This window comes from Bartonella sp. MU70NMGDW, assembly GCF_042194085.1.
In the GTDB taxonomy this organism is placed as follows: Bacteria; Pseudomonadota; Alphaproteobacteria; order Rhizobiales; family Rhizobiaceae; genus Bartonella; species Bartonella grahamii.
The window spans coordinates 1-15,037 of sequence record NZ_JBHIMK010000044.1 but is presented as its reverse complement, the minus strand read 5'-3'; the positions used below and the strand labels follow the sequence as shown (position 1 = coordinate 15,037).

Genomic DNA, 15,037 nt, shown 5'->3' with positions numbered 1-15,037 from the left:
AGAAAGCTTAATTAAAATAACCTTCCAAAAGTTTTTTCTAATCTATTCTGAGAACATTCACATATTTTAACCAGAAATATTTTCAAAAAATTCTTTCATACGTGAAAAAAAGCCATGTGATTGCGGTGAATTCTCATGATTTGAAAGTTTTTCAAACTTTTGCAATAGTTCACGTTGCTCTTGCGTTAATTTCTGTGGTGTCTCAATCGTGATATGGATGTAAAGATCACCTCTTGCTTGCTGCCGACGCAACATGGGCATACCCTTGCCCTTAAGACGGAATTGACGTCCATTCTGTGTCCCTTCTGGGATCTTAACACGCGCTTTAACACCATCAAGATCGGAAACTTCAAACTCTCCTCCTAAAGCAGCTGTTACCATTGAAATAGGAACGCGACAGTGAAGGTCTGCTCCTTCTCGCTGAAAAAATTCATGCGGTTTAACGGAAAGGAAAATATAAAGATCACCATTGGGGCCACCACGAATACCAACATCACCCTCACCAGAAAGGCGAATACGCGTTCCATCTTCAATACCAGCTGGAACATTCACGCTCAATGAACGTTTTTTCTCTATGCGTCGTGTCCCCTGACATTTTGAGCATGGATCCATAATAGTTTCACCACGTCCATGACATGAAGGACATGTTCGCTCAATAGAAAAGAAACCTTGCGCAGCACGCACACGACCAGATCCATGACATGTTCCACAAACTTGCGGCTTAGAGCCCTTTCTCGCTCCTGATCCTTCACAAACATCGCACGTAACGGAACTGGGAATAGTAATTTCTGCAGTTTTTCCTGAAAATACCTCTTCTAAGGTTATTTCCATATTATAACTCAGATCTGCACCACGTTCGCGACCATCACCACGCTTACGGTGCGCACCTCCCATAATTTCGCCAAAAAAATCTTCAAAAATATCAGCAAACCCACCACCAGCAGCAAAACCTCCAAAGGGATTTGCTCCTCCTTGACTACCGCTATTTTCAAAAGCCGCATGACCAAATCGATCATAAGCAGCACGCTTTTGGGGATCTTTAAGGACTTCATAGGCTTCGCCAATTTCTTTGAACTTTCGCTCTGCCTCTTTATCCCCGGCGTTGCGATCAGGATGATATTGCATTGCCAACTTACGAAAAGCAGATTTCAACTTTTTATCATCACATTCACGAGTCACGCCAAGAATTTCATAATAGTCAACCTTCATCATGTATTCCTGATAATTTCTCTGTCATCCATCTTTATGGATAAGATTGCTTTTAATTTATATTTTTAGCAACAAAGTTGCAACTCACTCAAATAATAAAGCCCAGCCTTATATTTCAAAGGCCGGGTTTATAAATTAATCAACACATATGCTGACACTATTTCTTCTTATCATTAACTTCTTCAAAATCAGCATCAACAACATCGTCATTCTTTGCTTCTGTTTCAGTGTCAGCGCTCGCTGCTTGTGAAGCTTCATACATAGCCTGTCCAAGCTTCATACTGACTTCAGCTAATTTTTGCATCTTTGTTGTTACTTCTTCAGTATCACTGCCTTCAAGCGCAGATTTCAAATCAGATATTGCTGTTTCAATCTGTCCTTTTTCTTCAGCTGATACTTTATCGCCATATTCATTGAGTGACTTTTCAGTTGAATGAATAAGAGCTTCGGCTTGATTTCTAGCTTCAACACCTTCACGGCGCTTTTTATCCTCAGCTGCATGCTCTTCCGCATCCTGTACCATTTTTTCAATATCAGCATCACTTAAACCACCTGATGCCTGAATACGAATTTGATGCTCTTTACCAGTTCCCTTATCTTTGGCCGAAACATTAACAATACCATTCGCATCAATATCAAACGTAACTTCAATTTGAGGTATACCGCGTGGTGCTGGAGGAATCCCAACAAGATCAAATTGAGCCAATAACTTATTATCACTCGCCATTTCCCGTTCACCTTGGAAAACACGAATAGTCACAGCACTCTGGTTATCATCAGCTGTTGAAAAAACTTGAGATTTTTTCGTTGGGATAGTGGTATTGCGCTCAATGAGACGTGTAAAAACACCACCCAAGGTTTCGATCCCCAAGGATAAAGGTGTTACATCTAGAAGCAACACGTCTTTGACATCGCCTTGCAATACACCCCCTTGAATGGCAGCACCCATTGCAACAACTTCATCAGGATTAACGCCTTTGTGTGGATCCTTACCAAAGAAGCTTTGCACGACTTGCTGAATCTTGGGCATACGTGTCATACCACCCACTAAAACAACTTCGTCAATCTCACCGGCCTTTAATCCAGCATCTTTTAACGCAGCTTTACAAGGCTCGATGGTGCGCTGCACTAAATCGTCAACCAGAGATTCAAATTTTGCCCGAGTCAATTTCATTGTTAAGTGCTTGGGACCTGATTGATCTGCCGTGATAAATGGTAAATTGATTTCTGTTTGCTGTGACGAAGAAAGCTCTATTTTTGCTTTTTCTGCCGCTTCTTTTAAGCGCTGTAAAGCGAGTTTATCATTTTTCAGATCAATTCCTTGCTCTTTTTTGAATTCATCTGCAAAATAACCAACCAAGCGCATGTCAAAGTCTTCACCCCCTAAAAACGTATCTCCATTGGTTGATTTAACTTCAAAAACGCCATCTCCAATTTCAAGTACTGAAATATCAAATGTACCACCACCAAGGTCGTAAACAGCAATTGTTTTTCCGTCTTTTTTATCCAAACCGTAAGCTAAAGCAGCAGCAGTCGGCTCATTAATAATCCGTAAAACTTCAAGTCCAGCAATTTTACCCGCATCTTTAGTCGCTTGGCGTTGCGCATCATTAAAATAAGCAGGAACAGTAATAACCGCTTGTTCAACTTTTTCACCCAGATAAGATTCAGCTGTTTCCTTCATCTTTTGCAAAATCATAGCTGAAATTTGCGATGGAGAATATTTCTTACCCGCTTCTTCAACCCATGCATCACCATTGTCACCTTTAACAATTTTATAAGGCACAAGTGCTTTATCTTTTTCAACCATAGGATCATCAAAACGACGCCCTATCAAACGTTTAACTGCAAAAACTGTCCCTTCAGGATTTGTTACCGCCTGCCGTTTAGCAGGCTGTCCAACAAGCCGCTCTCCCCCATCAGTAAAGGCAACAACGGAAGGTGTTGTTCGTGCTCCTTCTGAGTTCTCGATAACCTTTGCGTTTTTGCCATCCATAACAGCCACACAAGAGTTCGTTGTCCCCAAATCAATACCAATTACTTTTGCCATATTATAATCTCCATTCAGCAAGCTACCTCAACCTTCATAAAGCATCTTTTTAAGACAGCTCCTCATAACACTCAAAGCCCATATATTGCTTTAAGCAACATAAAATAATTAAATTGCAAGTCGCAATAAGCCTTGCTGCCTCGTATATAAGAACAGGCTTTTATTGCTACAAGAGAATAATGAGAGAAACATCTCCAAAATAAAAAATTTATTTTAAAATAGGCGCTCTAATGACCCATAAATACCATATTTATGAGAGACTTGAGATCATAATATATTTTTCTTGCAATTTTCAATAAATATATCTTTCTATAAAAATTAAAAAACAAAAGAATGATTACACTCTCGCTCTTAATTTTCTCATCATTAACAAAAGATACTCACGTAAAAGCTTTTTAAAAGGCGAATAATTTATATCACGAATATTATAAATTTTCCTTGGACTAAAATAGTCATCATATCTAATGCTCATATCAGTAGAGATATTATTTATCGATCTCCTTTCAAAAATTCTCCTTTTAACGGTCTCATTGTTTACTGCTATTTGAAAGATGTGCTTTAAACTCACCTAAAGCGTTTTTTCTTAACTGTATAATTTTGAATTTTGAAAATATATAAAAATGTCTCTGTATAAACGCTTTAAGATACCAAGAGCTGTCGTAATATTAAAAATTGGTAAAGTGGTTGATGATTGTTCTGTGTTATATCTTTATTAAGTAAAATAGTAGTGCATCATAGATTTTATACCATTTACAAACACTATTATGAGATGAACACGGAAGCGTTAAGAGGTGTGTTGTCATTGTAAACCTTATTATCTTCCTTTAAAATCAAAGAATTCTATGATTTTTATTCTCATATTCAAATCAATTTCATTTTAGCATTTCTTTCTTTTATTTTAAATAAAAGCTCTGCTAAAATAAACAGTTATTCAAAGTGTGAACCTTATGAAGGAGGGTAAATCAATGATGACATCTATTATTAAGAAAATAACAAATCTTATCTTTAAGAATATAATAAATACACAATATCCATACAAAAAGGTTATCATAAATATCGTGTGTGCTCTTCTCTTTGCTGGTATAACCCTGCCTGCAGGTGCTCAGCAATATCAACTTGGCGACATAGAAATTCTCAATCCTTGGACACGCGAAACACCTAGAGGTATAAGAGTTGGTAGCGGTTATCTCTACATTATTAATCACAGTAATACCCCAGACCGTTTGGTTTCTATTTCCACAAACGGAGTAAAAAAAACAGAGATACACTCTATGGCTGTCGTTAATGATATTATGAAAATGGAAAAAATGCACAATGGCATTGAAATTCCGGGAAATGGCGAAATTACGCTTAAGCCTGGCGGCGATCATATTATGTTTACGGGGCTTTCACAACCATTCAAGTTAGGTGATAAAATTAGCGCAAAATTGACATTTGAGAAAGCAGGAACGATTGATGTTGATTTCTCTGTAAACGCTATGAAAACACCATCACCTTCTAAATCCTCTCCTGGTCACTAAATTCCTTTTTTATAATACACACTTTTAAAATAAAGAAGCGTGAAACTTTTGCACGCTTCTTTATTTTTTGTTTAATGCCATCAGTAAAAAATTATCCCCTTTGATGAATTAACTATGGTCAATTTCAGGAATACGTAAAACTTGTCCAGGATAAATTTTATCGGGAGATTTTAGCATTGGCTTATTGGCTTCAAAAATAAAAGTGTTTTTATTACCTTGCCCTTTTCCATAAACCTCTTCAGCAATTTTCCAAAGATTATCACCAGATTTAACCTCATAAAAGCGAGAAGGTTTTCTGGGCGTTGTATCTATAACCTTTAATTGATCAACATCTACAGAAGAGATACCTTGTGAATTGCCAACAACTAGCAGTGCTTTTTCAAGTGTTTCCCTGTCTGGAACTTCACCGCTTAAAATAGCTTTACCGTCTTCAACTTGAATATTTACTTTTTCTGTACCGAGTTGAAAATGATCAAATGCCGTCTTAAAATCTTTTTCTTTTGGTTCATGGTCCCCAATACCTAACTTTTCCCCTACAGTTTTAATAAAATTAAAAAATCCCATTACAACCTCCTTCCGTGTAGCAGAAACAAATTTTTGTGCATATATTGCCACATTCTTTTCTTTGCTCTTAAAACACATAGGCAGATTTTCTAAACTTCAACAATCAAAACTATACCTGTTCAATTATGAGACAAATACAATAATAAACTTTGTAATAAACCTTGATAAAAAAAGCCTTTATGAAAATTTTCTCTCAAACGAAGGGATCTTAATAGACGTAGAAACATTATGAATTATGAAAGCAAAACAAGATTTTACAGTAATGACAAAAGGTTTTTTACTTTGCTACAATTTGTATCATATTTGTTTTGCAAAAAAAATATGAACTCCCATATAAATAAGTGTGGGTAATTTGCTACCACAGCAATAGAAAGGTCTAAGAAACCATGAAAGATACACCAACAATCACACAAACGATTGTACTTGTTGATGATGATCGCAATATTTTGACATCTTTATCTTTTGCGCTTGAGACAGAAGGATATCGGGTTGAAAGCTATACAGATGGAGCATCTGCACTCAAGGGTCTCACACTTCACCCTCCACACTTAGCTATTTTTGATATTAAAATGCCCCGAATGGATGGGATGGAACTCTTGCGTCGTTTACGTCAAAAATCTGATCTTCCAGTTATTTTTCTTACCTCTAAAGATGATGAAATTGATGAATTATTTGGTCTCAAAATGGGAGCTGATGATTTTATTACTAAACCTTTCTCCCAACGTCTTCTCATTGAACGCGTGAAAGCTATTTTGCGCCGTTCTAATGCACGTAACCAACCACTTTCTACAGGAACTTCTTCCACCTCTTCTCTCAAACGTGGAGATCTTGTGATGGATCAAGAACGCCATACCTGTACATGGAAAGATAAACCTGTTATTTTAACCGTTACGGAGTTTTTGATTCTGCAAACCTTAGCACAAAGACCAGGAGTTGTAAAAAGTCGTGATGCTTTAATGGATGCTGCCTATAGTGATCAAGTCTACGTAGATGATCGCACCATTGATAGTCACATTAAACGTCTGCGTAAAAAGTTTAAACAAGTGGATGATGATTTTGCAATGATTGAAACACTTTATGGTGTAGGTTATCGTTTCCACGAGGTATAAAACTACTTTGTCGCAAAAATTTGAACGGCAATCAAATCGATGACAGACAATTCTCAACTGGAAACTTTACAAAAAACAACCGTTAATGGTACATCCTCAACGCCATTTCTTATGTTTGCCCGTTTGCATCTTCGTACACAACGTCTCTTTAGACAATTGCTTTTTTCCAGCCTCACACGTCGCATTGTTATATTAAACATTGCTGCCCTTGCCATTTTAGTTACAGGCATTTTATACCTTAACCAATTTCGCGATGGTTTAATTGAAGCAAAAATTAAAAGTTTATGTACCCAAGGAAAAATTATTGCTGGGGCTATTGCTGCTTCTGCAACAGTAGATACAAATTCTATCCTCATTGATCCCCAAAAACTCTTAGAGTTACAAACTGGTGAAAGCGTTACACCCGCCCCTCAATCAACCGATTCTTGGGATTTCCCTATTAACCCTGAGCAAGTTGCCCCTCTTTTACGACGTCTCATCACACCTAAAACGACAAGAGCACGTATCTATGATCGTGATGCTACTCTCCTTCTTGATTCGCGCGTTCTTTATTCTAGTGGAGAAGTTTTCAGTTATGATTTACCCCCACTTAAAACAGAACAAAGCATGTGGGATCGCCTTACTTCATGGTATTCAAGCACATTTTATGGCAAAGGTATTGCTCTTGACAGAGAACAAACAAAAACCAGTGGTATTGCTTATCCAGAAGTGTACCGCGCATTAAACGGATCTCTTGCTACGGCTAAAAGACGCAACAGACAAGGTCAATTAATTGTTTCTGTTGCCGTTCCTGTTCAACGCTATCGCGCAGTGGTTGGAGCTCTTCTTCTTTCAACCACTGGTTCTGATATTGATAACATTGTAAAAGGTGAAAGGCTGGTTATCTTTAAAGTTTTTGCCGTTGTAGGCAGCGTACTTTTGGTCCTTTCTCTCTTTTTGGCCCATACGATTGCCCATCCATTAAGTAAATTATCTGCCTCGGCTAATCGAGTGCGTAATGGCAATAATCAGCGTGTAGAAATTCCTGATTTTTCAATGCGTGAAGATGAAATTGGTCACCTTTCAACCTCTATTCGTGATATGACTAATGCCCTTTATATGCGCATTGAAGCCATTGAACGCTTTGCTGCTGATGTAAGCCACGAATTAAAAAATCCTCTCACCTCCCTACGCAGTGCTGTTGAAACGCTCCCTCTGGCTAAAAATGAAGAAGCACAAGAGAAATTGCTTGAAATTATTCAACATGATGTGCGCCGTCTTGATCGGTTGATTACAGATATTTCTGATGCATCGCGGCTCGATGCAGAGCTTGCACGAGAAACCGCAGAGATTGTTGATATGACACCGCTTTTGGAAAGTCTTGTTCATGCTGTTCAGGAAGTGTATCGTAATACGCAAACCATTGATATAAGCCTTAATATTGTCCCGCGTCCTCATGGAAAAGCCTATCTTGTATTGGGACATGAACTCCGTTTAGGGCAAGTGATTTCAAACCTTCTTGAAAATGCACGTTCTTTTATTCCTCGGAATCGTGGCAGAATTTGCATTACTATGAAAAGTCATGCTTCAACCCTTATTTTAACCATTGAAGATAATGGCCCAGGTATTCGTTCAGAAAATATTGAACGCATTTTTGAGCGTTTTTATACAGATCGACCAAACGAAGATGCTTTTGGACAAAACTCTGGACTTGGCCTTTCTATTAGTCGGCAAATTATCGAGGCTCATAATGGGACAATTACAGCCGAAAATATTATTGATCCTACACTTGGGAAGTGTAAAACTGGTGCACGTTTTATTATTATGCTTCCCCTCGCTAAATAAATCTTTTATCCAAAGTAAAAGACATGAAAACAAAATGTGAAATACTCCACGCAAATTGCCTTCAATTAGGCGGCAAGGGGCTGTTAATTATAGGTCCATCGGGATCAGGAAAATCAACCCTTACCCTTTCTTTGCTCGACCGTGCTGAGTGGTCAAAACGTGAAGCGAAGCTTATCAGTGATGATTATACAATGTTGCGTGCGGAAAATGGAAAGCTCCACGGATACACTCCTGATAATTTAGAGGGCGGTATCGAGATTCGTGGCGTTGGTCTTTATATGATAGAATTTGAAAAGCATACAACTATCGATTGTGTTATTTTTCTCGGTCCGAAATATGAACGTTTTTCCACAAATAAAACTTTTCAGTTTGAAGATTTGCACATTCCTCTTTTAAAACTTCCCTCTCTTCGTGAAGCCGATTGTACAGCCATTTGTCAAGCTATTGAAGCATTTTTGTTTAGAAAAATATGGCAAAAATCTGTCTAATTTTTTTCTAAAGATAAAAAAATCACAATTTTTGCCTTTTTTTTGCAAATTTTTCTTGGCAGCAAGACAAAGCCTTGTAAAATGTGTTTCCCACCAATATGGTCGGATCTTATTAGTTAACAGGAGTTTGCGTAAATGATTGGACTCGTGCTTGTAACGCACGGTGAGCTGGCTGTCGAATTTTTACATGCCGTGGAACATGTTGTTGGAGTACAAGAAAAGTTCGCAACAATATGCGTTTATCCCGATGACGATATAGATCAGCGCCGAGGTGATGTTATAGCCGCAGTAACCGATACAGATACGGATCATGGCGTAATCATATTAACAGATGTGTTCGGTGGAACACCATCGAATATAGCTATTCCTGCTATTGAAAAAGGACGCGTTGAAATGATTGCGGGTGTTAATTTGCCCATGCTTATTAAACTGATTTCTATTCGCAAATGTCCTGATATTTCATTATCAGACGCGTTAAGAATAGCACAAGAAGCAGGGCGTAAATATATTAATGTACCAAGTATGATTTTATAGTGGATAATAAAATACCAATGTTTTCCAAAGATACCCTCCCATGTATAAGTCGTCATTTCAATATTTGTAATAAACGTGGCTTGCATGCACGTGCTTCTGCAAAATTTGTACAAACTGTTGACAATTTTAATGTTACTGTTGAAGTTGAAAAGGATGGAAAAATCGTTGGCGGATCATCAATTATGGGACTTATGATGCTAGCGGCTTCATCCGGTTGCAACCTCACCATTCGTGTTTCAGGACCAGAAGCAACAGATGCTCTTAATGCTCTTGAAAAGCTTATCAATAACAACTTTGGAGAGGAAAACTAGCGCTTTCTCACCATAAATAAGGATGATGATTCTTAGAAAATAGGAACTTTCCATCATTATTTTGAATTTTAATTTCTCTTCCCGCTTTTATACCAATATTCATATCCATTATAGATTGGCATAATTATCATAAATGTAAAAGTTTATAGTAATTTTATTATACTGGAGTTTTTCCTTCCTTTCCTAACATTATTTGATCAATTTGAATAGTTTTGCGTATTACGGCTATTACCCGACTGAATCGTATAATTAAATCTTTACAGAAAAAGAGAACTCCTCACCTTGTATTAGAATATGCTTTATTTTAAGCTAAAGATAAATGTCAAAATAATTTAGCACATCAAAAATCTATCAACTTTTCTTATTTTCTGCTAACTTTATAGTCTTTATAATACACAAGTAATCTTCCATGCAAATCATTGTGATACAGCTCATGAAAACACAATTCTTATCGATATCATAACCATTTTCTTAAAACGAATAAGCTTTGTACGCTCATAATTATAGTAAGCATTTTTTAGACATTCTTTTTCTATACTATTGCCTTGTTTTCTGTGGTACATGCCTCGCCCTTATTATCTATATTGTGCTTGGAATAGCATCTTTCATTATAAGGAGATAATATTATGGGTCGTCTATTTAGTGCCCTTCAGATTCCTCAACAAACAACAAAAGCTCTCATATCATTGCAAAATGGCTTACCAAAAGCGCAATGGATCAACCCGCAAAATTTTCACGTCACCTTATCTTTTTTCGGTGAAGTTGAAAGTGCTACAGCAGATGCACTTATGCAGGCCTTTGATACAATAAAGCTCTCTCCTGTTATGCTACAAATAGATGGTTTTGAAGTTTTTGGTTCAGAAAATACTCCTCATTCTCTTGTGGTTCGCATTGAACCTTGTGAAAAAATTAATCTTTTACATGAAAAGATGAAATATATCCGGAATAAATTAGAGTTAAAGCCTGATGAAAGACAATTTATTCCGCATATTACTCTTGCACGAATATTTGATATCAATCTTGAAGATCTTTCTTCTTATCTATCTTTTCAAGATGATTTTTTTATCCCTCCTTTTGAGGTTGATCATTTTGTTTTATTTTCATCGTCATCTCCCTCAAGCGAGTCCGTGTATCTTGTAAAAGGAAGTTGGGCGCTTCAAAGATAAAAGGGTGTTTATAACACCCTTTAAAAACTCTTTGAGAAAAGACCTCATATATGTGTAATTGCAGGGAATACTGCATTTTATGTTGGAGATTTATTATTGATGTGTTTTAAGCAGAATCAGCTTCACCAGAAGCTTCTTTTGCTCCTCCTTTGGCTACACCCACTATAGCTGGACGTAACACCCTTTCCCCGATAATATAACCTGCCTGAACAACTTGTTGAACAGTGTTATCTGGAACATCGGCATTAGGAATTTCAAACATCGCTTGATGAAAATGAGGATCAAATTTTTGTCCCTCTGGATGAATTTTTTGCACCCCATGACGTTCTAATGCTGCCATCATGGCACGTTCAGTCATTTCAACGCCTTCTGCCAATGATTTCAAACCAGCATCACTTTCCCGCGCCCCTTCTGGAATGGCTTCCAAAGCACGATTGAGATTGTCAGAAACCGATAACATATCCCGTGCAAAATTAGCAATGGAATAAGCCTTTGCATCCGCCACATCTCGCATAGTACGGCGTCGAAGATTTTCCATATCTGCAACAAGACGTAAAAGCTGATCTTTCAGTTCTTTATTTTCATCCTGCAAAGACGCTAAAAGATCACTAACCTCATTGCTTTCTTTTTCAACGTTTTCGTGTTCCTCTGTTTTATGTGTTTTTAAAAATTCATCGGCTGCCTGTTTAAGTGTATTACGATCAGCTGGATTTTTTAAATCACAATTTTCAAATGAAGCGTCAGTAAATTTGTTTTTTTCATCAGACATAAAATTTTTATTCCTTCATAAGATTCGTTATTCTCGATATCGAAATTCTACAGACAAAAATCAAGGGGTATCGATGTATATAATACAATGAGCTTCTATAGTACAAATACTTACCTGCATCGTTTTAACGCAATAACTGTGACACAAGTTGAGCTGTATAATCAACCATGGGCACAATCCTTGCATAATTAAGCCTTGTAGGACCAATAACGCCCAAAGCACCAATGACTCTTTGTTGTGAATCACGATAAGGTGCTACAACTAAAGAAGAACCAGAAAGTGAAAATAACTTATTTTCTGAACCAATAAAAATTCGAACCCCAGAACCTTCATCCGTTAAATCGAGAAGCTGTGCCATACTCTCACGCGTTTCAAGATCATCAAACAAATGGCGTAACCGTTCTAAATCTTCTTCTGCTTTCACATCTTCAAGTAAATTGCTACGCCCGCGAACAATGAGGTGTATTTTATGATCAGCACCTTCTCCTCCCCAAAGAGCTAATCCCGTTTCAACAAGATGATGCGATAAATCATCAAGCGCAGCCCGTGTTTCTGCGCATAAGCGAGCAATTTCCCCTTTAGCTTCACTCAATGTACGTCCTTGGATATGGGCATTGAGAAAATTCGTTGCTTCCGTCAATTGTGCATGGGTAACCCCTTCTGGCAAATGAACAATACGATTTTCAACTTCACCTTGTTGAGTCACCAAAACGGCAAGAGCGTGCTCCCTATCAAGGCGCACAAATTCAATATGTTTCAATGTTCCTTCTTGTTTTGTTGCTAAAACAAGCCCTGCCCCACGTGAAAGATCTGAAAGAACTCGGCTTGCTTGAACAAGAAAATGTTCAACCGATTGTGCATGACCAGCCTCTTTGACTTGCATTTCAATATTTTCTCGCTCTTCGTTTGGCAAATCACCTGCTTCCATAAATGCATCAACAAAAAAGCGTAAACCTGATTGTGTCGGCATTCGACCCGCAGAAACATGTGGTGCATAAATCAAACCGAGATGTTCAAGATCACTCATCACATTGCGAATCGTCGCAGGCGATAATGTCTGTCGTAAAAGCCGCGAAAGATTGCGTGACCCTACAGGTTCACCATCATTAAGATAAGCTTCAACAATATGGCGAAAAATATCACGCGAACGTTCATCAAGATATTTTAGTTCATTATCAATAGTTTTGTGCTTCATCACAATTGTTTCACTACTTTTAAAATCCTCATCTCTTATATAAGTTTTGCCAAGGTTTGGTCAAATAGTCTAAAGTAGTATAAAAACATATTATCCTATTGACCCGTAAAATGCTAGCTTCAGAGTGATGATTGATAAATTACGCAGGAGGTATTTTTTGTTAGAGTGTGTGAGAAATATTTAAGATTAAGAGTTGATCTGTAAAGTGGTCTGCTGTAGGAACTTGCCAAGATAATTTGACCAAGAGAATCTGGATTGTTCAAAAACCGCTGTAAATAGAAAATTTCACCCTTTAGAGCAAACAAGAAATTAGAAATTTACTATAAAAATGCTATCATAAAAAAAAGACATGTCTTTCATATCTTTGCAAGATTATCTTCATACAAGATAAAAAATTTTATTGGGATAAAATATCATAAAACGTGTAAAATAATCATATTATGTAAAATCAAGCAGAATGTGTGTGTATGAGCATTTAAGCCGGTTTTTAGCACAAAAACAATTCCCCTTTCATTTTTGGAGAAATCTATATGAGAAGCATCGCAGATAAAAAACTTGTCATTGCTACACATAACACCGGCAAATTGCATGAAATCACTACTTTAACTAAGCCTTTCGGTTTAATAATACAATCGGCAAAAGAACTGGGCTTGCCAGAACCAAAAGAAACGGGAAAAACATTTGAAGAAAACGCTTATATTAAAGCTTTTTCAGCAGCAAAAAAGACAGGACTTCCTGCCCTCTCTGATGATTCAGGCTTAGAGGTAGATGCATTAGAGGGTGCACCAGGCGTTTATACCGCTGATTGGGCAATTCAAGCCGATGGTACACGTAATTTTCCCAAAGCTATGGAAAAAATAGAAAATGAACTCCAAAAAGTCGGAGCGCGAGAAAAAAGCCAACGAAAATGCCGTTTTATATCCGTCATTTGCATTGCATGGCCTGATGCTCATGCAGATTACTTCCGCGGATGCGTTGAAGGAACGTTCATTTGGCCTCCACGGGGAGACAAAGGCTTTGGTTTTGATCCTATTTTTTTACCGGATGGATATGAAAATACCTTTGGAGAAATGTCAACAGAGCAAAAACACAACTGGAAACGTAATGATATTCCGCCTCTTTCACATCGCGCACGTGCTTTCAAACTTTTGGCAGAAAACCTTTTAGCATTCTCATGAATGAACCTTTTGGCATTTACATTCATTGGCCCTTTTGTGCAGCTAAATGTCCTTATTGTGACTTTAATTCGCATGTTCGCATCCATGGTGTTGATCAACAACGTTTTGTTGCCGCCTTTAAGCGCGAAATAGAAACGCAATACCACAAAATAGGCCCACGCCATATTACAAGTATTTTTATTGGTGGAGGAACTCCTTCTCTTATGGAGCCGCAAACTGTCGATGCCCTATTGCAAGCACTTGCAAAAAAATGGGTAGTTGATGATAAAGTTGAAATTACATTAGAAGCTAATCCATCCAGTGTGGAGGCAGAGCGCTTTCGTGGATACCGTGCGGCAGGTGTTAATCGCTTATCTCTAGGGATACAAGCGCTCAATGATAAAGCATTGCGCAAACTTGGTCGACTCCATAATGTGGAACAAGCTCTTTGTGCCATTGATTTAGCACGGCAAATTTTTCCACGTTTATCCTTTGATCTCATTTATGCCCGCCCCGAACAAACCCTTGAACAATGGAAATCTGAACTTGTACAAGCAATTGATTTGGCAGCGGACCATCTTTCTCTTTATCAATTGACAATCGAAGAAGGAACTGCCTTTAAACGGCTTCATGATGCAGGAAGACTTATCCTTCCCCCATCAGAGCTAGCAGCAGATCTGTATAATCTTACCCAAGAAATAACAGCATTGCATGGTCTTCCTGCCTATGAAATCTCAAACCACGCAATACCCGGTGCTGAATCAGCACACAATCTTCTTTACTGGCGTTATCACCAATATGCAGGCTTTGGTCCAGGAGCACATGGACGTTTCATTGAGCACGCACCGAATCATTCCTCTGCCTGTTCAAAAACATTGTCATCACACCTTGAAAACCGCGAACGTTATGTCACAATAAATGAAAAGCATCCTGAACAGTGGCTTAATTTGGTAGAAACAACAGGACATGGCTGTATTGAAACGGAACATTTAACCACTGAACAACAGGCAAATGAAATGCTCCTTATGGGATTACGCCTTAGCGAAGGCTTAGAACTTATACGCTATGAAACCTTAAGCCCTAAACGCATCCCAATGGAAAAACTGATCGATTTACAACACCAAGAATTGATAGAAATGGT

The 15,037-nt window shown here is 37.9% G+C and carries 14 protein-coding genes; 9 read left to right on the top strand and 5 right to left on the bottom strand.

Annotated elements, in window-relative coordinates:
* Window positions 1-66 precede the first annotated feature (66 nt).
* Window positions 67-1,209, bottom strand: coding sequence for a molecular chaperone DnaJ (dnaJ, locus tag ACFIKE_RS05595; protein ID WP_375648609.1), 1,143 nt, complete (start codon window positions 1,207-1,209; stop codon window positions 67-69).
* Between the two features lie 157 nt (window positions 1,210-1,366).
* Window positions 1,367-3,259 (bottom strand): molecular chaperone DnaK, encoded by a 1,893-nt coding sequence (gene dnaK / locus ACFIKE_RS05590; protein WP_273722421.1) that lies wholly within the window; start codon window positions 3,257-3,259, stop codon window positions 1,367-1,369.
* 965 nt (window positions 3,260-4,224) lie between these two features.
* Between dnaK and ACFIKE_RS05585 the strand changes: the two genes are divergently transcribed.
* Window positions 4,225-4,779, top strand: a complete 555-nt coding sequence (locus ACFIKE_RS05585) for a copper chaperone PCu(A)C (RefSeq protein WP_375648608.1) — start codon at window positions 4,225-4,227, stop codon at window positions 4,777-4,779.
* Between the two features lie 108 nt (window positions 4,780-4,887).
* On the opposite strand, the gene lysM is transcribed toward ACFIKE_RS05585, so the two are convergent.
* Window positions 4,888-5,343: a peptidoglycan-binding protein LysM gene (gene lysM / locus ACFIKE_RS05580; protein ID WP_012754487.1), complete on the bottom strand. Its 456-nt coding sequence runs from the start codon at window positions 5,341-5,343 to the stop codon at window positions 4,888-4,890.
* A 386-nt stretch (window positions 5,344-5,729) separates the two neighbouring features.
* Between lysM and ACFIKE_RS05575 the strand changes: the two genes are divergently transcribed.
* From ACFIKE_RS05575 to thpR, 6 genes are all read left to right on the top strand, one after another.
* Window positions 5,730-6,452 (top strand): response regulator transcription factor, encoded by a 723-nt coding sequence (locus tag ACFIKE_RS05575; RefSeq protein WP_005774392.1) that lies wholly within the window; start codon window positions 5,730-5,732, stop codon window positions 6,450-6,452.
* 39 nt (window positions 6,453-6,491) lie between these two features.
* The gene (locus ACFIKE_RS05570; RefSeq protein WP_375625472.1) at window positions 6,492-8,276 is read left to right on the top strand and encodes a stimulus-sensing domain-containing protein; all 1,785 of its coding nucleotides are present in this window, start codon (window positions 6,492-6,494) and stop codon (window positions 8,274-8,276) included.
* Window positions 8,277-8,299: 23 nt separating this feature from the next.
* Entirely contained in the window at window positions 8,300-8,764 is a 465-nt protein-coding gene (locus tag ACFIKE_RS05565; protein ID WP_375648607.1) for an HPr kinase/phosphatase C-terminal domain-containing protein, read from the top strand.
* 135 nt (window positions 8,765-8,899) lie between these two features.
* Window positions 8,900-9,298: a PTS sugar transporter subunit IIA gene (locus ACFIKE_RS05560; protein ID WP_375626191.1), complete on the top strand. Its 399-nt coding sequence runs from the start codon at window positions 8,900-8,902 to the stop codon at window positions 9,296-9,298.
* A gap of 17 nt (window positions 9,299-9,315) precedes the next feature.
* Window positions 9,316-9,609 carry an HPr family phosphocarrier protein gene (locus tag ACFIKE_RS05555; protein WP_012754483.1) on the top strand — a complete coding sequence of 98 codons (294 nt, stop codon included), beginning with the start codon at window positions 9,316-9,318 and terminating at the stop codon, window positions 9,607-9,609.
* A gap of 626 nt (window positions 9,610-10,235) precedes the next feature.
* The gene (gene thpR, locus ACFIKE_RS05550; RefSeq protein ID WP_375648606.1) at window positions 10,236-10,775 is read left to right on the top strand and encodes an RNA 2',3'-cyclic phosphodiesterase; all 540 of its coding nucleotides are present in this window, start codon (window positions 10,236-10,238) and stop codon (window positions 10,773-10,775) included.
* Window positions 10,776-10,881: 106 nt separating this feature from the next.
* Here the strand turns inward: thpR and grpE are convergent, their stop codons facing one another.
* Together grpE and hrcA are read right to left on the bottom strand one after the other, a co-directional pair.
* On the bottom strand, window positions 10,882-11,544 hold the full coding sequence (grpE, locus tag ACFIKE_RS05545) for a nucleotide exchange factor GrpE (RefSeq protein ID WP_375625476.1): 663 nt from the start codon (window positions 11,542-11,544) through the stop codon (window positions 10,882-10,884).
* A 124-nt stretch (window positions 11,545-11,668) separates the two neighbouring features.
* The gene (gene hrcA / locus ACFIKE_RS05540; RefSeq protein WP_273787508.1) at window positions 11,669-12,739 is read right to left on the bottom strand and encodes a heat-inducible transcriptional repressor HrcA; all 1,071 of its coding nucleotides are present in this window, start codon (window positions 12,737-12,739) and stop codon (window positions 11,669-11,671) included.
* 530 nt (window positions 12,740-13,269) lie between these two features.
* Between hrcA and rdgB the strand changes: the two genes are divergently transcribed.
* Window positions 13,270-13,917 (top strand): RdgB/HAM1 family non-canonical purine NTP pyrophosphatase, encoded by a 648-nt coding sequence (gene rdgB, locus ACFIKE_RS05535; protein WP_375625477.1) that lies wholly within the window; start codon window positions 13,270-13,272, stop codon window positions 13,915-13,917.
* Window positions 13,914-15,037 (top strand): radical SAM family heme chaperone HemW (gene hemW, locus ACFIKE_RS05530; RefSeq protein WP_375648605.1); only part of this gene is annotated, 1,124 nt, incomplete at its 3' end. The genes rdgB and hemW, both read left to right, overlap by 4 nt.

What these genes read in the sequence shown, in the direction of transcription:
- dnaJ (WP_375648609.1), bottom strand. Translation starts at nt 1,209, where the DNA reads ATGAAGGTTGACTATTATGAAATTCTTGGCGTGACTCGTGAATGTGAT.
- dnaK (WP_273722421.1), bottom strand. Translation starts at nt 3,259, where the DNA reads ATGGCAAAAGTAATTGGTATTGATTTGGGGACAACGAACTCTTGTGTG.
- ACFIKE_RS05585 (WP_375648608.1), top strand. Translation starts at nt 4,225, where the DNA reads ATGATGACATCTATTATTAAGAAAATAACAAATCTTATCTTTAAGAAT.
- lysM (WP_012754487.1), bottom strand. Translation starts at nt 5,343, where the DNA reads ATGGGATTTTTTAATTTTATTAAAACTGTAGGGGAAAAGTTAGGTATT.
- ACFIKE_RS05575 (WP_005774392.1), top strand. Translation starts at nt 5,730, where the DNA reads ATGAAAGATACACCAACAATCACACAAACGATTGTACTTGTTGATGAT.
- ACFIKE_RS05570 (WP_375625472.1), top strand. Translation starts at nt 6,492, where the DNA reads ATGACAGACAATTCTCAACTGGAAACTTTACAAAAAACAACCGTTAAT.
- ACFIKE_RS05565 (WP_375648607.1), top strand. Translation starts at nt 8,300, where the DNA reads ATGAAAACAAAATGTGAAATACTCCACGCAAATTGCCTTCAATTAGGC.
- ACFIKE_RS05560 (WP_375626191.1), top strand. Translation starts at nt 8,900, where the DNA reads ATGATTGGACTCGTGCTTGTAACGCACGGTGAGCTGGCTGTCGAATTT.
- ACFIKE_RS05555 (WP_012754483.1), top strand. Translation starts at nt 9,316, where the DNA reads ATGTTTTCCAAAGATACCCTCCCATGTATAAGTCGTCATTTCAATATT.
- thpR (WP_375648606.1), top strand. Translation starts at nt 10,236, where the DNA reads ATGGGTCGTCTATTTAGTGCCCTTCAGATTCCTCAACAAACAACAAAA.
- grpE (WP_375625476.1), bottom strand. Translation starts at nt 11,544, where the DNA reads ATGTCTGATGAAAAAAACAAATTTACTGACGCTTCATTTGAAAATTGT.
- hrcA (WP_273787508.1), bottom strand. Translation starts at nt 12,739, where the DNA reads ATGAAGCACAAAACTATTGATAATGAACTAAAATATCTTGATGAACGT.
- rdgB (WP_375625477.1), top strand. Translation starts at nt 13,270, where the DNA reads ATGAGAAGCATCGCAGATAAAAAACTTGTCATTGCTACACATAACACC.